This window comes from Qipengyuania vulgaris, assembly GCF_009827325.1.
In the GTDB taxonomy this organism is placed as follows: domain Bacteria; phylum Pseudomonadota; class Alphaproteobacteria; order Sphingomonadales; family Sphingomonadaceae; genus Qipengyuania; species Qipengyuania vulgaris.
On record NZ_WTYC01000002.1, the window covers coordinates 16,217 to 40,832 of the forward strand.

Here is a 24,616-nt window from a genome sequence, read left to right on the forward strand (position 1 = left end):
CCTCCCGCAAAAAACATAGCGAACCTCACCTTTCCATCCTGTGGCGCTTTCGCAAATCTAATCGCCCGCTTGGCGTGGTGGCCCTACCCGCGCCTCGCACTCCAGGCGGACCCTCGGCAAAAAGATGCATAGCCATTGCAAGAATGAGGAAATTTGGAGCGAGCACCATATTTGTGTGCAGCCCTGACACGAAAAAGAGCACCACACCTGGGGAGTACGCAGTCTTGTAGATCAAAGCACATGAGAAGAAGACGAAGCCCAGTGCCGCCACTACCCCTCCATCGTATAGGAGATACAGAAGGTCGAAATGAGGGAACTCGAGCCCGCGCAAGGCCAAGTTCTTTACCCCCCCCAGGCCCTGCGCGCCGAAGAGCAAACTGAGCAGCTCATCCTCTCGAAGCAGCCAATTCCAGATCCAAACATGGGTCTGCAACCGGCCAGACGTAAACGCATCAAGGTCCCGCGCGTCATAGATCTGCATCCTCTCGATGATTGGAATTCTGCTAACAGTGTCGATATTTAGCCAAAGCAGTGCGGCAACAGCCAACGAAACCGATGCAAATGCGATGTATCGTTTGGATTTTATGGCGGACTGTAGAGCAGCCATTACTATGAGCGATAGAAATACCCCACGCGACTGGGTCAGAAATATTGACCACCCCGCCAAGATCAGCATTGTAAATAGCAAGATACGACTTTGACTGCCCTTTGGCCACTCTAACATTATATAAATGATTACGAAACCAGCCAATAGAGCATATAGAGTGCCTGAACCCCAACCCTTTGATCGGGAATGCACGAAATCTTCTGGAGAAAATTGAAGGTTTGTCCATAATTGGGACACCACCACAATCATGCAGAAAGTTAATAGCATTCGATGGCCCATTAACCATGCACCGGCCCGAAGTTGGAAGCAAGTGAATATTGCTATTGTCGTCAAAAAAATAAAAATTGGGCTGGTAAAGGCGGCCTCGCTATTGCCGAAATTACTTATTAATAAAGCCGACAATATTGAGCATATTATCAATACGTATATAGGGTTGAAGTTAGTCACCTTTACGAACGGCGCCACGGCGAGAACTGTAAGGGCCAATTGAGGAATGAGGAAATTACCCTCATTTCCCGTGAGATAACTAAGATTGGTCGTTCCTAAAAACATAAGAACAGCGGCGCCCAGTGGCACCGCCCAACCGTCGACCAAGTGGTTATGCGCGGCCCTATGCCGCATAATTCCGGACCAAGTATCGCGCAGCGCTGGTAAGATGATAGGCGAAATTCTTGCTGATTATCTGACGGTTTGCCCGGGCGGCGTTATGTACGAATTCAATATCCGTGTAAGATCTTAGCCTATGTCCAGTCAGGCGCGCGCGCCTGCAGAAATCAACGTCTTCCATGTACATGAAGTACCTCTCGTCGAACCCATTCAGATATTGATAGAGGTCAGCTCTGATGGCGAGAAACGCTCCCGAAGCCCAGTCGCGATAGCCCGATGTAGTTGCCATTTGGTCGCTATATCTACTAGGGCCAGAAAAGCCGATCAACGAGAGTGCAAGCGTACCGAATTGAGGAAATGGCCGTATGTTATCGTCATATTTGCGAGCCACATCATTCCATAATAAGGGGCAAACCAGCTTTTCTCCGTCTGCTTCGGCTTGGCCAACGAGTTCAGCGATTTTTTCCCCATCGGCAATGATGTCCGGATTGCATACTACGAACCAATCATTACCAGTAAGATTAGATTCCCGAAAATTCATGTTGTGATTAGCGCCAAATCCTCGCGGGGATGAGTTGGTAAACAGACTAACTCCAACACAATCTCTGTGAGATTCACTGTTTAAATTTTCACGAAGAACTACGGATAGCGGCCTCAGACGCTCCAAAAGCCGATTTCTCTCAAGCTCTTCCCTGTGACCATGAGATACTATCGATACAACTGTGCGCATGAAATCAGGATGTCTTTTTGTTCGTGTGGGACGATTGGACTCGCCAAATCATTCAACCGTTACCGATTTCGCGAGATTGCGAGGCTGGTCAATATCGGTGCCCATGGCCAATGCGGCATAGTATGCCAGCAACTGGGCGACAATTGCGTGAAGGAAGGGCGTCACCACGACGCCGGAGGGCGGAAGCACCACGTCTGCGCTAGGCACTTTTCCGACATGCCAAACATGCGCGCCGCGTGCGCTTACCTCGGCGGCATTCGAAAGCGTCTTTTCTTGGAGATTTCCTTCATTGTCGAAGACGACCACCGGCAAGTCGTGATCAATGAGCGCGATCGGTCCATGTTTGAGCTCTCCAGCCGCGTAGCCCTCCGCGTGGATATAGCTGATCGCCCGCGCTGTCAAAGCCGCGGTATTCGAGCCGCGAGAGGCCCTCGATCACGCGATTTGTCACGTCTCTACGGCCTAAGATCCCGACAATTCCACACATCGTGTTCTTGCGTCTCTTTCTGGTGGGGTTTCGTGGGTTTCGCGATCAGCCAGCAGGTTCGAGCGCCGACTGTCGCTCCCAAGCGAGCGCGTGACCGACGATCTCGTCGATGTTCTGGTGCCTCGGCTGCCAGAGCACTGTCGCTAGCAGCCTCGCATTTTCCGAGATGAGTTCACCCGGGTCGCCCGCGCGGCGAGGCTCCTGGCGGCGCTCGACCTCTCCGCCCGAGACGCGATCGACCGCGTCGAGTACCTCACGCACCGAGTAGCCTCGTCCGTAGCCGCAGTTGAGCGTCATCGATGCGTCCGGCTTTTCGACGAGCGCCTCAAGCGCAAGGACATGCGCTGCGACGAGGTCGGAGACGTGGATGTAGTCGCGTACGCCGGTGCCGTCGCGCGTCTCGAAATCACCGCCAAAGATTGCAACGTGGCTGCGCTTGCCGAGTGCAGCTTCGACCGCGACCTTGATCAGGTGGGTCGCCCCTTGGGTCGACTGCCCGGTCCTCCCCTGAGGATCGGCTCCGGCGACATTGAAGTAGCGCAAAATGCAATGGTTGAGGTCGTGCGCATTTGTCACATCGCGCAGCATCGCTTCGGTCATGAGTTTCGACATCCCGTAGGGATTGATCGGCCGCGTCGGGCTGTCTTCGCTCACGCGCGCCGTGTCCGGCTCGCCGTAGACAGCCGCGGTCGAACTGAACACGAAGTGGCGCACCCCTTCCTTGATCGCCGCCTCGATCAAGACGCGGCTGCGGGCGGTATTGTTGTCGTAATACTTCAGCGGGTTCTCGACACTCTCGGGGACGACAACCGAGCCAGCAAAGTGCATGATCGCACCGATACCGTGCTCGCGCAGGATCGACCGCACCGCCTTCCCATCACCGACATCGACTTCGTGGAAGGGCACCCCCTCGGACACCGCCGAGCGAAAGCCCGTAACGAGGTTGTCGACCACTACGACTGGCCAGCCTGCATCCTGCAGAGCGAGCACCGCGTGGCTGCCGATGTAGCCTGCGCCGCCCGTAACCAGCACGGAGAATTTATTCGAAGTCATGAACATTTCCGTTGGTTTCAGATGACCCACCCGGGCCCCATTCGTCAGCAGTCAACGACCCCATGCGCGATAACACCGACTAGGAATCGTTCTTGTTGGCCTAACGCCTTACGGCTGCTTGAGGGCGTTTCTTGTTGGCCTAACGCCTTCGGCTGCTTGAGGCCTGGAAGCGCTCCAGCATCCGTTGGCGATATCCCGCTCATTCCCCATCAACCTGCCGCTCGAGCCGCGCAATCTGCGCCTGGAGATACTCGTACTCGGCGCGCTTGCGCGCCAGGAACCCGCCCGCCAGCCGCGCCCGCTCCGCAATCCCGCCAGGCGTCAGAACATAGGCATAGCCTGCCTTGTTCTCCGATTGCCTGAAACGGCCCATCTTGAGCCAGCCCTTCCCCGCAAGTGCCCTCAGGCAATAATTCGCGCGGCCGAGGCTCACGCCCATTCGCCGGGCAAGCTCGCGCTGCGTGATCCCCGGCTCGTGCTCGAGCAAATACAGGATCTCGCAGTCGAGCGCCTCGCGCGCGGACAGCGCAGGCTGCTTGGATGGCTGTGTATCGGTCTGCACGGCTACCGCACTACGCGGGAATCGCCCTCACGCAGTGCCAATCTCGTTTATCGAACAGCGATCTTCACCCTGTTCAAATTTGAACGGCTGGCTAGGAGCCGCCATCCCGCAGGTCAATCAGCGGGATAAACTATTGAAGCAAAATACCCTGAGGTGTGGTCAGGCAGCCACGAGCTGAGCGCGCGGAAGCGTCACCCTGGTGTCTCCCGACAGCAGGCGAAGCAGCACCACGACACGCTCTGACCCTGCAACGCTGGCTAGCGAGCCGCACAGGTCGTCGAAGGGACCGCCCACGACGCGCACGGCATCACCGGGCTGCAAATCTTCTTCGAAGGCGACATCGCCGTGCTCGTCCGCCATGTCCTGCAGGCGTTCGACAAAGCCACTCGGTACAGGCGCCGGGTCATTGCCGAATGTTACCAGCCGCAGCACGCCGATTGTCCCATTGATCGAGCGCCAGCGATCCTCGGCACCCAGCTCCACGAAGACATAACCCGGAAATAGCGGCTCGCGAACAATCGCCGGCTTCTTCGCGACGAGCTTAGAGCGTGCGACCAGCGGACAATGCGTTTCGAAGCCCTGGCGCCCCAGATGCGAGATCGCGAGCTTTTCCTGGCGCGGCTTGACCTGCGCCGCGTACCACCGCGGCAAAGGGGCCGTTGATGCGAGAGAAAGGCTCATTCGCCCGCTCCCGGTTTGATGGCGGCGCATGACGAACTTGGGGTCACATCACGCGCCGCCGCGCGGGACACCGGAGACGACCCGAAGAACCCCTGCGCCTCGATAGGGGCGGCAAATTCGAGAATACCGGCCACCGAGCTATTTTGCCCCGAAGCCCGACAGGACGACGCGCAGCGTGCGCAGCGCGATGACGATGTCGAGCCAGTAGGACAGATGTTTGATGTAATAAAAATCGTACTGAAGCTTGTCGTCGACCTCGTCGAGCGAGGCGACGTGCCCCTGATTGACCTGCGCCCAACCGGTGATCCCCGGCCGGACGATATGGCGGTACCGATAGAAGGGGATCTCGGCTTCGTACCAGGTCGAAAGACTGACCGCCTCGGGACGCGGGCCGATCCAGCTCATTTGCCCGAGCACGATATTCACGATCTGCGGCAACTCGTCGAGGCGGGTCTTGCGCAGGAATCGGCCAATCTTGGTGATCCGCTCGTCATCAGTCAAGGTGACCGATTTCTCGCGGTCCTCGCCGTCATTCGCTTCCGTCATGGTACGGAACTTGACGACGTTGAACACTTTGCCGCGAAAGCCCATCCGGCGCTGCAGGAAGAAGACCGGCCCCTTGCTGTCGAGCTTGATGAGGATGGCAGTGATCGCCATCAGCGGCAGCACGACAGGAAGGACGAGAATCGAGGCGAGCAGGTCCACGCTGCGCTTCAGCTTCTGATAGACGAAACTGGGCACGAGCGCGCCGAAGCTGTTCTCCGAGAGGTGATTGATCTGCACCCTGCCCGTCTCGGTCTCCCACACCTGGCGGTAGTGATAGACCGGCCGTCCCGAAATCGCTGCCTCGGCAATCAGTCGCTCCCATTCGGGCTCGAGATCGGCATGGAGATCGGCGATGATCGGACCGCGAGGGAGAACTTCGAGGCGCGGCTCGTGGAGATCGAGAATTGGCACGCGAGTGAGGCGCCGGATACGGTCGACCTTGCCGCCCGGCACAACGCAGTAGAGCATGCCCTTGTCGCGCCAGAGGGTCTCGATTGCGTAGCGCGCGAGCAATGTCCCCACGAAGCACAAGAGCAGAATGGCATTCGAGTACTCAAGGCGAAGAAGGACGACGAGGCCTAGGAAGACGGCGTAGAATGCGGCCAGCACAGGAAGGATCGACTGCGCGATCTGCGTTCCGGGATATTGGCGGAAGCGGCGCAGGACCAAAAGGGTCGCGACCGCACAGACCGTGACGCCGAAGACGGAGTTCGAAATAGCATCGCCTGATGCAAGCGGCACCCGTTCCGCGAAGTCGAACGCCACAAGCAGCGCATCGGCATTGAAGCTGAGCGCTAACAGAGCGGGGATCAAAACCCCGACAACGAGAACGAAAGCAAATTCGAAACGAAGCCGATGAACAAAGCTCCGCCCATTGCTTACCGCTGGCATTCTGGCCAGTAACACTTGCGACCCCTAAAATAATCTACACAGCCGATGAATGGCCCAACTTAACAATTGTTAAGCAATTGCATTTGCGAAACAATTGGCCCCATCGGAAGTCCCGTTAGCGCAAAATTCGCTCTCGTGCACCCCCGCAAAGCCACGCTAGCGACCTTGGTTGCCCGCGGCTTGTATGAAAGCGACATACGCGCCAATTTCCGAGGCTAATTAGGCAATTTTATCAATCAAGTATGGATTCCCGCATTACTGGATGGGCCTATTCTCGTCATCGGGAGAATCGTAGAGAACTGCATCGTATTGGGACTGATTTAACCTCGCCCTTGAGCAAAGAGACGATGAAGTTTATGCCGAGCGACGTCTCTGGGGAGGGATAATCATTGCAAAACGTTACTAACGCAGCGCCTGTTGAAGCCATCGACACTGGGAACTCGCAAGGAAATGTCGACTCCTATGGCGCCTTGGTAGGATGGAAAGCCGAAGACCTGCACGACCGAATCGTGCTTCGCATGCAATTCGTCCATAAACCTCCGCCACATTCGCGAGACGATGTTCACCATTCGGTCCTCGTCATCGACAAGAACCAGGCCGTGCAACTGGGTAACTATCTTTTTCAGATAGCGGGGCAGACGAAACCAGCGTCACGCCCTTCGTGGTTCGGCCGCTTGATTGGCAAGTAACCTCTTTAATTGTCGGTCCTTGCTTAAATTGACCTGACCCGCCAAGAACGCCTCCTTCGTCAGGGCGGGCGCTCCTGCCGGTCCATCAAGATCGTCGGAAAGTAAGAGCCATTTTTCTGCTTCAATCTGCCAACGAAAGACTTCGTCCGCACGCGGCGATTGGCCTTCTCGCATTCCTCGTCTTCGTGTTTCTTCTCGGAGGCGGCTCGCGCGCTGACATCACCAGCCTTCCAGCGCTTCGGTTCGTCTCTGCCTTAATCATAGCCACTGCGATTCTGATGCTTCGCAAGGACGATCTGGCGCGCATCAAACTTCCGCTGCTGCTTGTTGCGGGGATCGCTCTAATAGCATCGCTTCAGCTTGTCCCCCTCCCCCCAGATCTTTGGACGCTGCTGCCCGAACACGAGGCGATAGCGCGGTTGGACAACTTGCTTGGACTGGAGGTCTGGCGGCCCGTTACCCTCTCGAGTGCAGCCACAATCAACGCATTAGGCTCGCTCACCGTGCCTCTGGCGGCGCTTCTGCTCTTTTCGATGGTCCGTGACCATACCCCCGTATTGTTGGGCTTCGTAGCAATCGGGATCGTGAGCGCCCTCCTCGGCATCATGCAGCTTTTTGCAGATCCGCGAAGCGGACTGTTTTTCTACGAGATCACCAACAATGGCAGCGCGGTCGGTCTCTTTGCTAACCGTAATCACCATGCGGTCTTCCTGGCTTGCTGCTTGCTGGTCAGCCTGTTCCTGATGCAGCACTCTGATGAACGGCGCTTCCCATGGATTAAGTGGAGCATGGCAGCGGCCGGGGCATTTCTAGCGCTGGCCATCATTACGAATGCTTCGCGTGCAGGCATTATTGCGCTTTGTATGTCGCTTTTCCTAGGCGCCCTGACACTCGGGATCGACCGGTTAAAAACCCGGAAAACATCCGCGGCGGCAAGACAAGGGAAGTTTCTTCCAATTCTCTTAGCGGTTGTCGCCATCATTCTGCTCCCGCTCTTCGCCTTGGCTGAACGAAGTCCCGCCCTCGCCCGCATCCTTGAGAACAGCGCACTCGAGGACCTGCGGGCAAAGTTGCTACCAATTCTTCTGGATATGGTGGGCGACTTTCAGCCTTGGGGGTCCGGCCTCGGCGCCTTCGAATACGCCTATCGGATGCGTGAGCCGGTCGATCTGCTCGGACCCGCCTATGTCAATGAGGCCCACAACGACTGGCTCCAATTCCCGATCGAAACCGGTGTGCCGGGGCTTATCCTATTTGCTCTGCTGGCAGTCATCTGCGTCCGGCGCTTTATCCGGCTACCCTACGAGCGAGGTGCTCGCAGCGAACCATGGTTAGGCCTCGGAATCCTCATTGTCCTTGGGGCCGCAAGTGTGGTCGACTATCCACTACGCGTTCCTTCCGTGATGGTGCTTGCGGTGATCGCCCTTGCCATGTTCGGAGCCCCTGCCCTAAAGGGGAAATCTCCCGAAGTGTCGGTTTAACTTATTTAATATGGGGGTCGCGGAAGGACTGCCTGTCGTCAGGCTTGCTTCCAAACCAATTTCCAACATGCAGATTTTGCGCACTACTATACTTGCAGCAGCTTGCGCCTCCCTTGCTTCGTGCGCTGGATCGGGGCCGATTGGCGAATCTCCCATGATCGAGGTGGCCGAACTGAGCGCTTTGCCCGCTCCGGCAATTGACGAGGTATCCGTGGTCAGGCCGCAGGACAGTCTGCGCATCAGCGTCTTGGGCTTTCCCGAGCTGAGCCGCGAACTGTTGATCGGATATTCGGGGGCTTTCCAGTTTCCGCTCATCGGGATGGTTCAGGCCGATGGCCGTACTCCGCTCGCGATTTCCGAGGAAATTGCTGCTCGCTTGCGCGGTGATTATGTCGTCAATCCCGAGGTCACCGTCGATGTTCTCGAACAACCGGGCCGCTTGCTGACGATTGGCGGCGAGGTCACTCGTCCAGGACGCCATGAAGTAGCCGGCCCTATGACGTTGCTGGAGGCAGTAGCGACAGGTGGGGGGACCACGGACACGGCTAAACTCAGCGAAGTCTTGGTATTTCGTACAGTCGGCGGTCAGCGCTATATCGGGCTTTATGATTTGGGTGCGATCCAGCGTGGTAACTATCCGGACCCTCTCGTCTATGCCGGCGATATCGTACAGGTAGGCGATTCACCTACACTGCGAAGGATTCAGGCAATCACCGCATTGGCGCCCCTGGTAACCACCCCCATCATCTTGCTTGATCGCGTGCTAAGGTAAGGCCTCATGAGAAATGCAATGAGCAGCCCTGCCGGTCGTCCCGAGTTCGCCGAATATTACGATGAAGAGCCTTCGTCGCTACGCGATTTTGCCGTGCCGGCAGCAGAGCGCATCTGGCAGGTCGTCAAGAACAACAAGCTCCTGATCGCAGGTTTTATTGCTGCTGCCCTCATCATCGGGCTAGTGGCGACCCTGCTAATTACCCCGAAATACCAAGCGAGCGCGCGGATCGAGATCAGCCGCGTCGAAACCAACGTCACCGCGGTTGAAGGCGTGGAAACGCAGGACCAGGTGCTCGACGCGCAATATTACGAGACCCAGTATGAGTTGCTCCGGGCGCGCTCGCTTGCGGAGCAGGTTGTCCGCGAGGGCAACCTGGCTACCGACGAGCAGTTTCTGAAGGCCTTTGAGGTCGAGAATCTCGGCGACAATCCAGAGAAAAGGTTGGTCGGCATACTTTTGAGCAATGTGAGCATTGCACCCGTCGGCACTTCGAACCTTGTAGATATCCGCTTTACCAGCCCCGACCCGGGGCTCTCGGCTCGCATCGCCAACCTCTGGGCCCAAGAGTATATCGCGAGCAATTTGGCGCGGCGTTTCGGCGCGACCACCGAAGCCCGCCAGTTCCTCGAAGGACGCCTCGAACAATTGAGAGAGCGTCTCGAGGAGGCCGAACGTGAACTCATTACCTATGCAGCCGAGCGCAACTTGTTCACGGTCGATGCTCCCGCGGAAGGCGACAGTGACGATACGGCGGCACAAACACTGGTCGCAAGCGATCTCCAGACACTCAACTCAGCGCTGGCGCAAGCCACCACCGAGCGAATTGCCGCTCAAGCTGCAATCAATGGATCCGGCACAGCGCTGGCTCCTGAAGATGCAGCCGCAATCCAGCCGCTGCGGCAGCGGCGCGCCGAGCTTGCAGCTGAACGCGCTCAGCTGCGCGCCACTGCAGGTGAACAATATCCGACTGTCCGTGCGCTGACCGACCAGATTGATCAGTTGGATCAGGAAATCGCCAAAGCGGAAGCTCGCTCAGGCGGGGCCGTACGGGCGCGCTACCGGCAAGCTTTGGAAACCGAGCAGCGCCTGCGTGAGCGTGTGAATGAATTACAGACCGAATTCGTCGGCCAGCGGCGCGACAGCGTACAATACAACATCCTCCAGCGTGAAGTGGACACCAACCGCTCGCTCTATAACGCACTGCTTCAGCGTTACCGCGAGATCGGCGTCGCCGGCGTAGGCGAGAACAATATCGCACTCGTGGATGCTGCAGAAATACCGTCAGTTCCCACCGAACCAAACCTGCCGCGCAATTTGCTCCTTTCGTTGTTGCTTGGCGCGGCTGCGGCCGGAGGCATTATCTTGCTTCGCGAAAAGCTCGACCAAAGCCTGCGCGATCCGGCCGAAGTACCCGATGTTCTGGGGATACCGCTTCTAGGCAGTATTCCGCGGGTAACCGATGAGAGCGTAGACGAAGCTCTGAATAGCAAGCATTCCGAGCTCTACGAGGCTTACTTCAATCTGTTCACTAACCTCGGCTTTCTTTCCGAGAGTGGCGTGCCGAAATACCTGATGTTGGGCAGCACACGCCCGGCCGAAGGCAAGAGTCTCTCTAGCGTGGCGCTCGCCGATATCCTGTCAGACCGCGGCAAGCGCGTTCTGCTGCTCGATGCGGATATGCGGCATTCCGGTCTCTCGAAGTACCTCGAAGTGTCCGGCGGTAAAGGCCTCAGCAATATTCTGAGGGGCGAAGAACAGTGGCAGCCCATGGTCCAGACCGGTGCACCTTACGCCTTCCAAGTCATCTCCTCCGGTCGGCAGCCCCCGAATGCCGCTGAGCTTCTCGCCGGCGATCGCTTTGCCCAATTCTTGCAGAGCCTGGGCGAGCAATACGATCATATTATCGTCGATGCTCCGCCTGTCCTGGGACTCGCGGACGCCCCCTTGATCGCTTCGGCAGTCGATGGCGTCGTGATGGTGATTGAAGCGAACAAAGGAAAGATGCGCATGATTGCGCAATCGCTGGATCGTCTCGAACGTGGCGGCGGCAAGGTTTTCGGGGCCGTGGTGACGAAGCTCGATCAGCGCAACCAGTCCTACGGCTATGGCTATGGCTATGGCTACGGGTACTCCTATGGTGAAAAGAGCGCGAACGAGAGCGCGGCCTGAGCATCCAAGCGACATGATCTCTCGGCTTTTTCTTGCTGGTCTAGCGATTGCGCTCGCGCCGATCGTGGCAATTCATGCGCACGCATCATCTGCGGCCTCAGCTTCCGATTGGGCCGTTCGGCTAAATGGCTTCCAGCTAGCCGAGCAAGCATTGAGCGCAATACGCACTTCCGAAGAGGGTGGTCAGGCTGCGATACAAGCGGACAAAGATACGTTAGAAAAAGCACGCGTTGCCTTCTCCAAAGAACCGTTCGCAAGTGACGCTCTCTTTGTTCTGTCGCTCGACAGAGGCGCACAGCAACATGCGGTTCTGAGTGCAGCGAGACAACTGGACAAGCGTAACAGGCTCACTGGGCTAGCGCTGCTCCAAGCCGAAGTGGCGCAGAATAATCTGGAGCGCGTCTTACCCCTCGTTGATCAATTGTCCCGTGTGGAACCCGACCTGGCTCCCCAATTCGTTTCCGTCCTATCGGAGAGTTGGAGCGATGCCGGATCCTTGTCACTGCTCGAGCAAGCTCTACGTGATGAGCCATCGTGGGCCACAGCGTTTTGGCGCAGGATTCCACGCGACGAAGCCTCGCTCGAACGATACGCGGCTCTTCGCGAGAGGCTATCTCCTCCCTCCGATCCGCAAACTGAACGCAATCTGCTCAGCGCTTTTGTTGAGACCGGACGGTTCCCCGAAGCGTTTGAACTCTACGAGCAGGCTCGGTCGGCGACGGATAATCCCGACGAATTCTACCCGCCGATTGATTGGCGGGTTTCTGAAACCCGCGATGTCCGCGCGCGTCTTATTTCGACAGATACGATGGATGTCTTCGTGAAGAGCAACGCCTCGGGCGAATTCGCAAGAAAGTTAGTCGCTCTAAGCCCTGGTGATTATCGGATCTCAAGCGAGATTTCCGTGAAGCAGGGCAACGGAACACTGCAAGCCAAGCTGGCATGTGCTTCATCTGATACGGGGTCAAACTGGTTCGCAACGGAATTGTCCGGAGATGCCCGCGTTACTGTTCCGCAGAACACCTGCCCCTACGCTTGGCTAATTCTTGAGGCCTCCGCATGGGAAAGCTCGCTCGACCTTGAGGCGATCATAGAGGGCGTTGAGCTCACAAGCATCTGACGTGCTCACTGAGCCCAGCGCCCTCTCCCGCGCGGCAATTCCATATGTAGACGATCGGCGACCTTAGGACGTCTAGTGTCCGGGAACTGGACGTCAGCTAGCTTTTTTCCGACCGCGCTTTTGACCCGGTTTGCGACCCAAGCCGATCTTTTTTGCAAGATCGCGACGCGTCTCTGCATAATCGGGAGCGACCATTGGGTAGTCTGAAGACAGGTTCCAGCGCTGACGATATTCATCAGGCGTCATATCGTGTTCGGTCGAAAGGTGACGCTTGAGCATCTTCATCTTCTTACCGCAATCAAGACAAGTGATCTGATCGCGCTTAACCGAAGCTCGGATCGAAACAGCCGGATCCGGAGGTGTCTCTTCTGCATTCTGCGGTTCGCCTAGGCTGGCAAGTGCGCCATAAACATTTGAAATCAACGTCGGGACTTCGTCGACAGCCACGCTGTTATTGGAAACGTGTGCAGCAACGATTTCCGAAGTGAGCGTAATAAGTGTGTCATCCATTTGATTAGGTACCGTCTCAAGTTTTTGGTTCAATTTGTCGCTACTGAATTGTTCGTATTCTGTCGACAATAGTTTCGCGTAACGGAGCGAAGGGACAAGCGTACGATCAGAGGCCTGATATTTGGTTTCTCACACATCCTTTTGTTTAGGCCGCGCCCCGCGGAATATTCGCGCATCCACGAGGGCATGTGCACGGGTATTTTGGTCCAGCCTGCCCCGTTCTTCCTTCGCCAAGAAGCGTCCATGCCGCCAATATTTGGGATTGTGCGCAAAGAATTTCCCTATCGCTTCTGTCGGGGTCATGTCCGCCCAACGACCGGTAGCCGACTGCTGCAAAGGAACCTGGGGTGTGGCGCCGCGCTGCATTGTAGGCCTAGTTGATAGGCGCCGAAGAGTAACGGCATAACAACCAGATACGACACTCCCGCGTGTCAGGAAATTTCGGCGGGAGTTTTGCGATTAGTTCAAATTGCAATCGAGCCGCTTGAAGATTCCGTAAGGTTTTCAATGGATGGCGCTTGGCATGCCGAATCAGAAAGCTCAAAAACCGAAAAGTGGCAGTCGCAACCGTATCGCCAGAGATAACCAACTCTTGCCGAGTGAGTGGCGGCAATTACAACAGTCAGACCTGCAGCGGATCCATAGAACGCAGCGTACTCAGCTAGAAAAATCACCGTCGCTGGATCAACTCGAAGCGTGTCTCATGCTTCGAGCGATGATCACCACTGCCCGCCCTCTCAAGACGCTCCTGCCCCTTCGAATACAATTTGTTGCTCAGAACCCCGATCCGAAGAGCCTTGCGAGCGGATTAATAAATCACGACGGAAATTGGAGTTGGTGGCTGCCAGCCGGTAGACCGGATTTAAAAGATCATCCGAAGGGAAAATGGTCCAAGAGCACACCTGGCATGATCCAAACCAGCCCGAATGTATGGATACCGAGTTCGGTCGAAGTTTCCAAATTGGTCCAGAGATGTCTGTCGGCAAGAGGCCGCAAGTCGGAGGAAGCTTCCCTGCCTCTCTTCACCTCCGAAAAAAGTAAAATCAAAGAACTTATTTTAGAAATCCTCCATCTAACTGAGAACCAAAACAGCGGGATAAGAAGGTCTGCAAAAACCATCGAGAGCACTCAGCGATGGCTTCCGAGGAAAATAACTCAAGTTGCCAGCGGTGATCCCGCTGCGGCATCAATCATTACCGAACGACATAGTTCATTGGCGAAGCCGATGACCCATTATGGCGCATTATCAATCCCTAGGGCGATCGAGATACACTCGAACGCTACGATGGACGTAGACAGACATCATCACCAAGACTGTCCTGATAATATCGCTACTCTAAGCGTGGGCGACCCAAACACGCCAACGGATGAAGCCGTATCCAGATTGGCGGCAAAATTGGCTGCTGACCTAAACAACGCGAAAGGCATGGTTACTTGCCACCGAGCTATGGTTCGTCAGACTTGCGCTTTGTTGGCGTTTGCGCTGGGTTTGCGCGGGATACGACGCGTACCAACGTTCGGTGCGATCGATGAGCGAACAGGGTTCTGCCTTATAGCCGACAAAGATGTTTCGAACCCCCATGCCAAGCGTCTGGTCTGGGTTCCGCCCTTGGCGCGGGATCAATTAAGGTACTACGAAGAGCATCTGAAACGACTGAAACTCTGGCTCGGAAACGATAAAACGCGCAAACTATTGTCGGACGCACCTTCCCATAGGGTCACTCTTTTTTCGGTTCACAGGCCAAAACGAATTGAGCGCATAAAACCTTCTCTGGTCCTGGCTGAACTACAAAAGATTGGTTGGATGGGTGAAGAGAATGCTGGACGGCATTGGCTTCGCTCAAAGCTGTCCGGGTTGTGTAGCGGCGAAACCCTTGCAGCCTTCTTCGGACATTCGCAGCTTGGTAGCGAGGCGTGGCGATCTTCATCCGCGCTCGATCCTCTCATGTATCGTGCAGACTTGGAGCGCTGCCTAGGTTCGACCCTTTCTAGCGCTGGCTGGAGAGCGTTAAGCTCCCCTCAGCAGACACTCTAAATGACGACTAAATCGGCTAGCGATCCCTATTGGCCTGAAGGCGCAATCGCAAAGCAAGACATTCCGAAGCAGTTCGACCTTCTCTATTCCAGAATAGCACCTCGTGCCGATGCGAGCATAGAGGAAAGAGCGGGCCAATTGATGGCATCCGCTGTATTTCATGGCGGGTTGCTGAGCCGGCGAACTTGGAAACGTTGGCTTGAAGCGGCGACGACTACGGCTTGGCTTGATCAGGATCTCGCTTGGGTTGAAATCGCACCAACTAACCCCGAAGGATTTGGACCTGATACCCAAACGCGTCGCTGGTTTGCTGACCCCATCACTCGTCTTCTTCTAGCGCATTGGCACACCGACGGTTTACACCTGGAAATAACAAAATGTGATCCCAGCGCGTGTCTGCGAGCCTTCTTCGAATCCTCGGAGGAATGTTTGGAGGATGCCTTCTGGGAACATTCAGTAAAGCATTGGCAGTTGAGGATTCCGCCGGTCGTAGTTGGTCACGCGTTAGATTTTCATCGGGCCGTTCCTGCTGGGACCGAAGATTGGCAGAGAGTTCTCGGCTTCGGACGAAAGATTAAACCCAAAAAGAAAAAGACGAAAGACCAGGCCGAAGACGAGGAACCAGAACCAACATCAACCGCACCTCCTCGCCAAAAAAGGAAACGGGCAGATGATGCAGAATTATCAAAGATATTTCGCATTCTAAAAAAGCCCAAGGGGCTGAGGAATCGTAAAAGAATAGCGGAAAACCAAATTTTGGATCTTTTGAAATCTTCGAATGCAAACTCGCAGTGGAAGGCGGTAAAACTCTGGTGTGTTTTCGTTTTGAGAAACCAGCGAGGTAGGCATTCACCTGGTTTGGAGCCATCAACCGTAAGGGGATACCTTGAGGTTCTGGTGTCCGAAGTATTTCGCCCAAGTGATCGGCCTGATACCTGGAGCAGCACCGAACTTCATGATCGATATCACCAGAGCCTCGAGGCGATAGAGTCTGGCTCTCGGAGGACAAAGGCGCATAATTCCATCAGCAGCTTTCACAAATACCTTCAAAGCGAGGATTCTGCTTTAGAGGACCTCTCGGAGGAACTGTCCGACTATCGGGCGGAAGATCGTTCAGCAGCTAATCTCTTGTCACCTGACGAATACCAAATCTGCTTAAAGAGGTCCCAAAGCCGACAGCACCGGCTAATCCTGATACTCTCTTTTCGAGCAGGCCTTCGCCTGATGGAAACCTTGGGGCTATTGATCGGAGATTTTCATTTTTACGACGATAACAGTTGCGATCTGGTGGTTGCGAAAAATGAACTACGAAGATTGAAAACTCCCGAAAGTCGACGCATCCTCCCGCTGAACTTGCTGTTGGATCGCGAAGAATTTGCGGAACTGAGAGCCTGGATCGAATACCGCCGAGCGCTGGCCACCCCCACTCGAGCCAAAGGGCTATTGTTTGGGCCGATAGATGGCGAGAAGCCACTTCGAGAAGGATTGCTCGAGGATCAGTTGGGAGAAATACTTCAACAGGTGACGGGAGCGGCGCTCACAGTCCATCACCTCCGCCACAGCTTTGCAAGCTACCTTTTGGCCACATTGCTTCTTCCGAGCGACGATCGCGGGGTTCGGATCCCAAACCAATTGATTAGCGTGATTTCTTACAACCGTAAGAAGCTATTGGCGGATAGACTCCTCGGCAACGAAAAGTTGGGACAGCATGCTGTCCACGCTGTGAGTGAGGCAATGGGACACAATCCAAGCCGCAACACCCTTCGGGCTTACTCCCACCTCCTTGATCTCAGTCTTTGCCACTACGTTTCTCAACCTTCGGTCGAGGCGACGCTCCCAGAACAAGAGGTTCGCATCCTAACCCGTCAAAATAGACCTAGTGTGACAGTGTCCAAGCCGATCATATGGGAAGAAACGATATCCTACCGACGCCCTTCATATTCGGCTGCCCCACTGGGCGGTCTAGCGCCCGGAACCTTTCAGGTTTCTCAAGTCAGGGGACGGCATGCAGCACGGGTAGAGCGACCGCTCCGTGCTTCAAAGCTGACGCTAGAGCGGGTAAAGGCCTGGACGGGAAAGCCCGTCGAAATGGTACCCCAAGATCCGGATTGGCGAGATATCGCTCTTAGCTCCTCGAAGCGCCATCGGCAGCTGTCTAACGAAACTTGGATAGCGTCAGCCAGATTCTTGAGAGAACTCCCAAACAAATCCGGAAACTCGCGCCATCGTAATGGCTTGAATATACTAGATAGTGCGAGATGGTTGAAGTTAGTCGATTATCATTGGCGAGCAAACTTGGTACTTACCCCGGAGCAGCGTCGTGTCCTTTTCTATGCGGTTGAGAAGTGGGATTACACTAGGTGCGGTGTACGATTTAGGAGCCGCCCTAAGGCGGTTGCGTGGCAAGAGCTTCTCAAAAAGTTAGGTTTCACCGTCCGTCAGGTTCGAATTTCTCTAACGGGGAAGTTCGAAGATCGCTCGTCAACGGCATTGCATCAGGAATTAGCCACCTCGCATGATCTACCTGGCACTTCGGCTCGTCGCGGAAGGCGTGGATCCATCCTAATCAGATTTTACGATGAGGATGGAAACTCGCGACACCTGAAAGATGCTGGACATTTCATCATTCTGATACTCGCCATTAGGGAGGGTTACGGGCTGGCGGGAGGTCCACATGCGACCGTCCGGAGTGAGTAATCGTGATCAATGAGCAAGGGGGTGACCTGATACTAACGAGGCGATTCACGACCGGTTCTCGTGCCACCGACTGAGGAAGAAGAATCCTGCCGGAGCATTCTTCCCCTCGTCGAATTTCTCCAAGGTTTGCCGCAGGGACGGCGAAATGAATGTCTTCGAGAGTGGGAAGTCTCCTAGCCCAGGGTTCACCTCGGCGCCGTTGGTGAGCGTATGTCCGATGTGAGGCACTAGCTGCCGGCGGAACTCGTCTTCGTCCCGCGCGAGACCGGCTGCGAAATAGACCGTATGGCCCTGCCCGGTGGCGAGGTCGCTCACTTGACCAAGGTAAATACGCCTCGGAGCATTTGATCGAACCTCGCTGACCTCCCATGGGTAGGGAGGCAGCTCGAAGGGGTTCTCCCCCTCCCCGTATAGCTCGACCTCCCCGCTTTCCAGCAGCTGGCGAGCGAGGTTCACGGTGGCCTGAAGCTTCTCGACTTCGTCTGGTCCTTTGCGGGCGAAATGCTGCGCCAGGAATTCGGAGGGCTTGGCGTTCTCTCCACCGCTCATGCTGCTACCTTCCATTTCTTCTTGTGATCCTGCCATGCAGCAAGGGCTGCCTCGTAGCCGCGATCGCTGCACAGATCAGTGCAGGCACCGCCAAAGCCGTTGATAGTGATCTCTCGAGAGAGAACCGCGCAATGGATATGATTGCCCTGTCCCTTCAGGCCAGCGAAGCCCGGGATGTGCGCGATCAGCACCGCCGCGAACCTATGCGCGAAGTGCGCGCGCGCGTAGCTGCGCACCCGCTCGAAGCCGACATGCCAGGCCTCGGCAGGATCGAGCATGATCTTCACGTGGATCATTGCGTGCTGCTCGAACGGAGGAAGCGTGTCGTCAAACCGATCGACAAGAGTCCCGAACCTACCGAGATCGCCCGGAGCCGTCGGGGGGAGAAGCAGATCGTACTTCGCTGCGTAGCCGAACCGGCGATCCTCCCCAGGGAAGAGCTTCTTGTCGAACCAAGGTTGCACCCCAACCCTATTCTCCTTCTTCTTGTACCAATGGCGCGAGAACTCGAAATCGGGATGCGCGTCACAGAGATGATGGACGTACACGCTCAATTTGGTCTGAGGCGGTTCAGCCGTATCTTTGCAGGTGTCGATATCGGTGGAGGTGATCTGGCTCATGATTAGAACTCTCCCTCAAAGGAGGGTCGCTCAATGGCGCGAATGATCCCGGCATAACGTTCGTATCCGTTCTCGTAAGGCGCTCCCTCGAAAGGGACGAGCCCCTCACCGTTCAACCGAAAGAACGGACCCGAAGCTTGGGCCGGCACGAGCCAGATGTCGCCGCCATCTCGGCGCCAGGCAAGAAACCGGCAGAGCCAATGGGGGCTGCCGTTCAGCAAGACATCGAAGGATGCGCCCTGCAGCGGGTCGAAGCGAAGCAACACCAGATCGAGCTGCATGAACTGCGCAAGCGCTTCGCATTCGTCAAAAAACAGCGGCCGATCGCAGGAGGTGGCGGTGACCACCACACCTGCAGCCCGATCTGCATAGAAGCCGGTAGCGACGCCTTCGTCCAAACCCTCAGCGTCAGCTTGGGCAAGGCCCGCAGCGATGAGAAAGGTACCAAACCGGCTACGGGTCCTGTACGTCGTACGCGGCAGCATAGGTTCGCCCATAAGTGGGCGGTCAAAAGTAATCGCATTCATTGGAAAAGATCCTTTGGGGAAAGCGCTCTGACCGAGCTCACCCTTCCCTCTTGTTTCATTATTTACTCGGCCAACACGCCGAGCCTTTTCTTCATTCTGGGATTAGCTGGGCCGTTGGTGGGTCCCTCCGGCCCAGAAACGGATCCATTGCTTCTGCAGGACCGCACCGGCGGTCGGCGTCGTCTGTCCAGAGCTGCTTGGCAATGTGCAGACCGCGATCGAACTCGAAACATGGCGAATGGGATAATGAGCCGTCCAGGACGAGCATCGCGAAACTCCCGAATAGACGTGGCGCGCGCTGACGAAAGGGCGGGTAGCGCCATTGATGGCTCGCAGCATATCTATGTGGGCGAACTTGGCGAAAGATATCGTGAGCTCGACCCGGCAAAACGCTATACGCTCATGTGTGCCAGCGGTATGCGAGCTACCGTTGCCGCTGGATGGGTCGCAGGCCAGGGTATCGGTAACCTCGACGTGTGTTTTGGATCGATGGACGCCGGGCAAAGCGGGACATGGCTAATCCCGAACTAGCACATCTCCGAGCAGTTGAGAGTGTTCATATGCCGGCTAGAGCCTGCTCTCCTGTTGTCCTCTCAAAAAAAGGGCGGCTCCAAGAGCCGCCCTCAATAGGTGAGAACTCGTAGGATTTCCCCCTTCGAGCCCTTCGGGTCGCACAGCATTTCTACCGCACCAATGTTTCGATTAATTGTAGAGTTGCGCCATAATCATAAGCAGCTGTTATTTTTTATGAAACATCACTATGTTGCAGAGTGTGGACACTCGTTCGGTCCGGACGGTAGAATGCTGTGGTCCGGGGTTGAATTTTTGGTTCAAACCCTAGGAAGGAGCGGAATACTTCGCTGTGCTTCAGTTGTGGCGCAATACGAAATTCCGGGGCCGCCGCTATCTGCCTTCATTAATCGAAAAGATGCATCCCAGGTGGCGGCGGTGGAGGATTGGCAGCCCCACGACGTTTCGCATCGGCGACAGACAAACCCGCGACGATCTGATCGTCCGAAAGTGGCTTGTGCAGGCACCTGATGGCGAGTTTCTCGATTGCTGCACCCGGGCAGTTACCCGTAGCGAATACTACCGCCACTCCCATTGCGTTCAGCTTCTGAGCGACGCTTAGGCCACTATCGCCTCCCGCAAGACGCATATCCACTAGAGCGAGTTCAGGATTATGTTGAGCCGCGGCGAGAAGTGCCGACGCTTCGTCATCCGCTATCTCCACGACGTCATAGCCGTTATCTTCCAGAACAGCCTGAATGCTCATCGCAATCAGAGCCTCGTCTTCAACAATCAGAATTTTCATCGTTTAAGTGCGCCCGCGGGTAATTTTCACGTTAGCGGCATGACCAATGTGACCTCAGTGCCATCTTGACCGCTCTTCTCAGATAATGTGGCCCTAATCTGCTTGCTCAACGCACGGATGATTTTCGTGCCTAGACCAGCTTGACTAGAAACCGGCTCGGCTTGGGCAAACCCCATGCCGTCATCGTAAATCCTCACAGTTATCGCGCTATCATCAGAATTCAGATCGATACCAACGGTTCCCTTCTCCTTTTCGGCGAAGGCATACTTCAAGCTGTTGGTTAACAGTTCGGCCACAACCAATGCGAGTGGAACCGCACGGTCAATGCCGAGGGAAATTCCGTGCTGCAGATCGAGCTTTGTCGAAATTTTGTCCTGGATGGATAAGGACCGGATTGTAGCGGTAACGAGCTCCTCCAAAAATTCGGCGACATCGACCAGTGAGTGCTCGCCGTTCATGTAGAGCCGTTGGTGAATCGACGCGACTACCGCAATGCGATTTCGCGCATCGAGGAGTGCAGCTTTCAGATTATCGTCTTTCACCTCTCTTGCGTGTAGTTGCAGCAAGGCAGTTACAACCTGCAGGCTGTTTTTGACGCGATGGTTAACTTCTTGGAGCAGAACTTCGCGGCTAGCTAGAGCCTGTTCCAGCTCTTCGCCGCGCTGAACTAAAGCCTGCTTAAGCTTGTTCTCATGGGTGATGTCACGAATGGCTGCGAAGAAAATTCGCCCATCATCCTGCCGCAATAACTGAAGATGCACCGAGACATCGTATAGACTGCCATCCTTGCGTTGATGGACGGTCTCGAAAACCAGATCCCCGCTGTCGCTTTCCAGAAGCGGTCTCACCTTCTCGCGAAATTGGGCTTCGCTGAGCTCGGGTTTGAGGTCCCAAGGGGTCAGATTGCGCAGTTCCTCGAAAGTGTATCCCAGATTCTCGCGTGCCCCTCTGTTTACGAGAAGAAAGGCAAAATCTGTGACCGAGAATATGTAAATCTCGCTCGCCGCGTCCTCAACGATAAGCCCGAGTTGGCTCGCGGTCATCGGCAGTGTTTCGCGAAGAGGCATCCGTAAAATCTCCCACCCGATGATGCAGCGGTGTCGGATACCCCGCACTACCTATGTCTTTGAGTCACAAGATCATTGAAACACTAGCCAAATGCAATTCTTGAGTTGAAATATTCAATCCTTCAAGCCTTCGCGTCAATGAAGACGTTCGCCTCGCCGTCCAAAACGAATACCCAAATCACGACGCACGCAACCCAGCCCAAATTGAATATTGCCAACGCCGTCCAAACTGCTGCCGGTGTCGCCCTCCGTCGCCCCGGCCCCCTTACCATCTGACCAGGTTTCTCGCCGCGAAAAAGACGAGCAACATCGGGGAGGTGGAGAACGAGCCATATTCCCGCGGCCAGACTAACGACGGCAAATAATGCGATGAGAGCGGGAAGAAACCACAAGGGCATAGATCAACTCCTATTGGACCGGTCAGACGGCTGATCTGACCCGGCAGACGCATGGCTGGCGATATTTATCAGACGATGCGGCGAGATCGACATTTTGGCTGAGGTCCCGGCGCGCCGAAGTGCTCCGCGACCAAATAAGCTATGGACAAAGTGCGGACCGAGGCCGGAAGCACCGCAAGTAGTAGTGATGTTCGTTTTCATCGAAGAGGTTCCTCTTCTTCGGCCGTCGTCAACTGAGGGTCTTCCTCCTCATCGATCAGGATGCGGTTAGCTGCACCGTCTAGATCTTCGAATTGGCCATCTCGCATGGCCCAGAAAAACAGGACCAGTCCCGCACCGCCTAGAAAAAGAGCGACCGGTATGAGGAACACGAGAACGTTCATGGCGCGTTTCCGACGCGGGCAAGTCGCAGGGAATTGCCAACGACCACCAGAGAACTGAGCGACATGGCGATGGCCGCGATCAAGGGCGTTGCCAAGCCAGCGAGCGCCAACGGCACGGCTAGGACATTGTAGCCGATGGCGAAGCCAAAGTTTTGACGCACGATCCGCATTGTTCGCCGTGCAACCGCAACAGCGAGTGCGACCGGCATGAGAGTTCGGCCCAAAAAGACCGCATCGGCAGCTTGCTGGCTTACGTCGCTCGCACTGCCGGGCGCTATGGATGCGTGGGCAGCGGCGAGAGCGGGGCCATCGTTAATCCCATCGCCGATCATCAAAGGACGATGACCTTGCGCTTTCAGCGCCTCCAGCAGTGCCAACTTGGTTTCCGGGCGCATCTCTGAATCGCCTTTTATACCAAGTACACGTGTAAGCGCCCCCACGGGTGCTTGCCGATCGCCAGAAATAATTCGGCTTTCGACACCGAAAGCTTGAAGAACAGAGAGAGTCTCCGCGACATCGGGGCGTTCCGGGTCCACAAACGGGATGGCGACCAAGCTTTCCCCGATCCGAAGTGTGGTGGACAATCCCTCGCCAACGGTTTCGGTCCGCTCCAGAGCAACTGGAATGCCGGACCAATCTCCCTTGATGCCCTCCCCGCCTGCTTCGGATAACGAACCGATTGTAGCAGCCCGGACTGTCTCGGCATTAAGTGCAGTTGCAAGTCCCTTGCTCAAGGGATGACGACTAGCTTGCGCTAACGCTAGGGCGACAGACTTTTGTTCGCTCGACAAGCGATCGATCTGCGGCACCGGTTCTCCCATCGTGAGCGTGCCGGTCTTATCGAATAAGGCTGTATCAACCTCTGCGAGCCGTTCGAGCGCGCTGCCGTCTTTGACGAGTAGGCCGCGTTTCGCCAGGGCTCCCGATGCCACCACCTGTGCCGCTGGGACTGCCAACCCCATGGCGCAGGGACAGGTAATGATGAGCACGGCTATCGCGATGACCAAGGACTGGTGCAAACCGACGCCTGCGATCATCCATCCAACGAATGCGATCAAGGCAAGGGTATGGACCGCTGGCGCATAGAGGCGCGAAGCGCGATCGGCTATACGAACATAATGACTCCGCGACTGTCCAGCCTCATCCATCAACCGCGCGATTTCGGCTAAGGCCGTATCGGAGGAAGCGGCAGTGACGCGCACACGAATGGGATTGGACAAGTTTATCGCCCCGGCAAACACAAGGTCGTTATAGTCCACGGATTGAGGCGTGCTCTCGCCCGTCAGCATCGCATTGTCGATCGAACTCCGACCGTCTTCAATCACTCCGTCAGCCGCAAGAGCCTCGCCAGCCGCGACCAGCATCAACATATCTGGCTGGAGATCTGCCGCCGCTACCGTCGTTGTCGATCCGTCCTCCGCCAAGACCCTGGCTGACTTGCCCATGCGGGATAGCAGGGCACCGATACCCGCACGGGTCTTGTTTCGCATTGTCGCATCGAGTGCGCGGCCGGCTAAAAGGAAGAACAGCAGCATGACGGCGCTGTCGAAATAGGCGTGTTCGCCTCCGGTCGCCGTTTCGTATACGCTCAACCCGGTCGCGAGCAGGACTCCGATGGAGATCGGCACATCCATGTTCGTCCGGCGATGCCGCAGTGCCATTGCCGCGCTCGAAAAGAACGGACGCCCGGCGTAGGCAACCACCGGCAGTGCGATCAGGGCAGACAGCCAGTGGAACAGCTCGCGCGTGACGCCGCCTGCTCCCGACCAGACACTAACGGACAACAGCATGATGTTCATCATGCCGAAGCCCGCGACGGCGAGGGAACGCAGGAGCATGCGGCTCTCAGCATCATCCTGTCCGAGCGGATTGGACTCTGCGGCCTGCGCTTCGAAACCTAGTTTTCCGATCGCATCAATTAAGGTATCCGCATCCACCGATCGGTCATGCCGGACAGCGACCCGCTTCGCGGAGAAATTGACGCGCACCCCGTCCACACCATCAACCTTCTGCAAGCCTCGCTCGATCTTGGCGATGCAACCGGCGCACCGCATTCCTGGGACAGTGTAGCGGCTATCTGTGAGCTGGATGGGTTCGTCCGCTGCAAGGTTCATCCGG

At 56.1% G+C, this 24,616-nt stretch carries 21 protein-coding genes and 1 pseudogene; 7 read left to right on the forward strand and 15 right to left on the reverse strand.

Annotation, left to right across the window (positions count from 1 at the left end; genetic code table 11):
• Positions 1-25: 25 nt before the first annotated feature.
• From GRI69_RS04375 to GRI69_RS04405, 7 genes and pseudogenes are all read right to left on the reverse strand, one after another.
• Positions 26-1,201, reverse strand: coding sequence for a hypothetical protein (locus GRI69_RS04375; RefSeq protein WP_160727062.1), 1,176 nt, complete (start codon positions 1,199-1,201; stop codon positions 26-28).
• A gap of 16 nt (positions 1,202-1,217) precedes the next feature.
• Positions 1,218-1,754 carry a glycosyltransferase family protein gene (locus GRI69_RS04380; protein ID WP_160727063.1) on the reverse strand — a complete coding sequence of 179 codons (537 nt, stop codon included), beginning with the start codon at positions 1,752-1,754 and terminating at the stop codon, positions 1,218-1,220.
• Between the two features lie 411 nt (positions 1,755-2,165).
• A pseudogene (locus GRI69_RS16400) lies at positions 2,166-2,348 on the reverse strand (SIS domain-containing protein); the annotation flags it as partial.
• A 127-nt stretch (positions 2,349-2,475) separates the two neighbouring features.
• Positions 2,476-3,483: a UDP-glucose 4-epimerase GalE gene (galE, locus tag GRI69_RS04390; RefSeq protein WP_160727065.1), complete on the reverse strand. Its 1,008-nt coding sequence runs from the start codon at positions 3,481-3,483 to the stop codon at positions 2,476-2,478.
• A 199-nt stretch (positions 3,484-3,682) separates the two neighbouring features.
• Positions 3,683-4,045, reverse strand: a complete 363-nt coding sequence (locus tag GRI69_RS04395) for a MarR family EPS-associated transcriptional regulator (protein ID WP_337191024.1) — start codon at positions 4,043-4,045, stop codon at positions 3,683-3,685.
• A 159-nt stretch (positions 4,046-4,204) separates the two neighbouring features.
• Positions 4,205-4,726, reverse strand: coding sequence for a transcription termination/antitermination protein NusG (gene nusG / locus GRI69_RS04400; RefSeq protein ID WP_160727066.1), 522 nt, complete (start codon positions 4,724-4,726; stop codon positions 4,205-4,207).
• A gap of 138 nt (positions 4,727-4,864) precedes the next feature.
• Entirely contained in the window at positions 4,865-6,085 is a 1,221-nt protein-coding gene (locus GRI69_RS04405) for a sugar transferase (RefSeq protein ID WP_160727067.1), read from the reverse strand.
• A gap of 1,045 nt (positions 6,086-7,130) precedes the next feature.
• Between GRI69_RS04405 and GRI69_RS04410 the strand changes: the two genes are divergently transcribed.
• The 4 genes from GRI69_RS04410 to GRI69_RS04425 all read left to right on the forward strand — a co-directional run bounded on the left by GRI69_RS04410 (position 7,131) and on the right by GRI69_RS04425 (position 12,397).
• Positions 7,131-8,333, forward strand: coding sequence for an O-antigen ligase family protein (locus GRI69_RS04410; protein ID WP_160727068.1), 1,203 nt, complete (start codon positions 7,131-7,133; stop codon positions 8,331-8,333).
• Positions 8,334-8,487: 154 nt separating this feature from the next.
• A complete protein-coding gene (locus GRI69_RS04415; protein WP_160727069.1) occupies positions 8,488-9,105 on the forward strand; it encodes a polysaccharide biosynthesis/export family protein in 618 nt (205 codons plus the stop codon).
• 18 nt (positions 9,106-9,123) lie between these two features.
• Positions 9,124-11,277 (forward strand): GumC family protein, encoded by a 2,154-nt coding sequence (locus GRI69_RS04420; RefSeq protein WP_237452942.1) that lies wholly within the window; start codon positions 9,124-9,126, stop codon positions 11,275-11,277.
• A gap of 13 nt (positions 11,278-11,290) precedes the next feature.
• Positions 11,291-12,397 carry a hypothetical protein gene (locus GRI69_RS04425; RefSeq protein WP_160727071.1) on the forward strand — a complete coding sequence of 369 codons (1,107 nt, stop codon included), beginning with the start codon at positions 11,291-11,293 and terminating at the stop codon, positions 12,395-12,397.
• Positions 12,398-12,490: 93 nt separating this feature from the next.
• Here the strand turns inward: GRI69_RS04425 and GRI69_RS04430 are convergent, their stop codons facing one another.
• Entirely contained in the window at positions 12,491-12,907 is a 417-nt protein-coding gene (locus tag GRI69_RS04430; RefSeq protein ID WP_160727072.1) for a Ros/MucR family transcriptional regulator, read from the reverse strand.
• Positions 12,908-13,430: 523 nt separating this feature from the next.
• On the opposite strand from GRI69_RS04430, the gene GRI69_RS04435 reads away from it, so the two are divergent.
• Together GRI69_RS04435 and GRI69_RS04440 are read left to right on the forward strand one after the other, a co-directional pair.
• Positions 13,431-14,942, forward strand: coding sequence for a hypothetical protein (locus tag GRI69_RS04435; RefSeq protein WP_237452943.1), 1,512 nt, complete (start codon positions 13,431-13,433; stop codon positions 14,940-14,942).
• On the forward strand, positions 14,943-17,639 hold the full coding sequence (locus tag GRI69_RS04440; RefSeq protein WP_160727074.1) for a site-specific integrase: 2,697 nt from the start codon (positions 14,943-14,945) through the stop codon (positions 17,637-17,639).
• Positions 17,640-17,684: 45 nt separating this feature from the next.
• On the opposite strand, the gene GRI69_RS04445 is transcribed toward GRI69_RS04440, so the two are convergent.
• The 3 genes from GRI69_RS04445 to GRI69_RS04455 are packed head-to-tail and all read right to left on the reverse strand — an operon-like array spanning position 17,685 to position 19,335.
• The gene (locus GRI69_RS04445; RefSeq protein ID WP_237452944.1) at positions 17,685-18,224 is read right to left on the reverse strand and encodes a hypothetical protein; all 540 of its coding nucleotides are present in this window, start codon (positions 18,222-18,224) and stop codon (positions 17,685-17,687) included.
• Positions 18,185-18,808, reverse strand: coding sequence for a hypothetical protein (locus tag GRI69_RS04450; protein WP_160727076.1), 624 nt, complete (start codon positions 18,806-18,808; stop codon positions 18,185-18,187). Before GRI69_RS04450 ends, GRI69_RS04445 begins: the two co-directional genes overlap by 40 nt.
• A gap of 2 nt (positions 18,809-18,810) precedes the next feature.
• Positions 18,811-19,335 carry a hypothetical protein gene (locus tag GRI69_RS04455; RefSeq protein WP_160727077.1) on the reverse strand — a complete coding sequence of 175 codons (525 nt, stop codon included), beginning with the start codon at positions 19,333-19,335 and terminating at the stop codon, positions 18,811-18,813.
• A gap of 288 nt (positions 19,336-19,623) precedes the next feature.
• Here GRI69_RS04455 and GRI69_RS04460 point away from each other — a divergent pair, with 288 nt between their 5' ends.
• Entirely contained in the window at positions 19,624-19,866 is a 243-nt protein-coding gene (locus tag GRI69_RS04460; RefSeq protein ID WP_160727078.1) for a rhodanese-like domain-containing protein, read from the forward strand.
• 385 nt (positions 19,867-20,251) lie between these two features.
• On the opposite strand, the gene GRI69_RS04465 is transcribed toward GRI69_RS04460, so the two are convergent.
• The 4 genes from GRI69_RS04465 to GRI69_RS04480 all read right to left on the reverse strand — a co-directional run bounded on the left by GRI69_RS04465 (position 20,252) and on the right by GRI69_RS04480 (position 24,612).
• Positions 20,252-20,650, reverse strand: coding sequence for a response regulator (locus GRI69_RS04465; protein ID WP_160727079.1), 399 nt, complete (start codon positions 20,648-20,650; stop codon positions 20,252-20,254).
• A 26-nt stretch (positions 20,651-20,676) separates the two neighbouring features.
• A complete protein-coding gene (locus GRI69_RS04470; protein WP_160727080.1) occupies positions 20,677-21,717 on the reverse strand; it encodes a sensor histidine kinase in 1,041 nt (346 codons plus the stop codon).
• A gap of 595 nt (positions 21,718-22,312) precedes the next feature.
• Positions 22,313-22,498, reverse strand: coding sequence for a cbb3-type cytochrome oxidase assembly protein CcoS (gene ccoS / locus GRI69_RS04475; RefSeq protein ID WP_160727081.1), 186 nt, complete (start codon positions 22,496-22,498; stop codon positions 22,313-22,315).
• A complete protein-coding gene (locus GRI69_RS04480; protein ID WP_160727082.1) occupies positions 22,495-24,612 on the reverse strand; it encodes a heavy metal translocating P-type ATPase in 2,118 nt (705 codons plus the stop codon). Before GRI69_RS04480 ends, ccoS begins: the two co-directional genes overlap by 4 nt.
• Positions 24,613-24,616 lie beyond the last annotated feature (4 nt).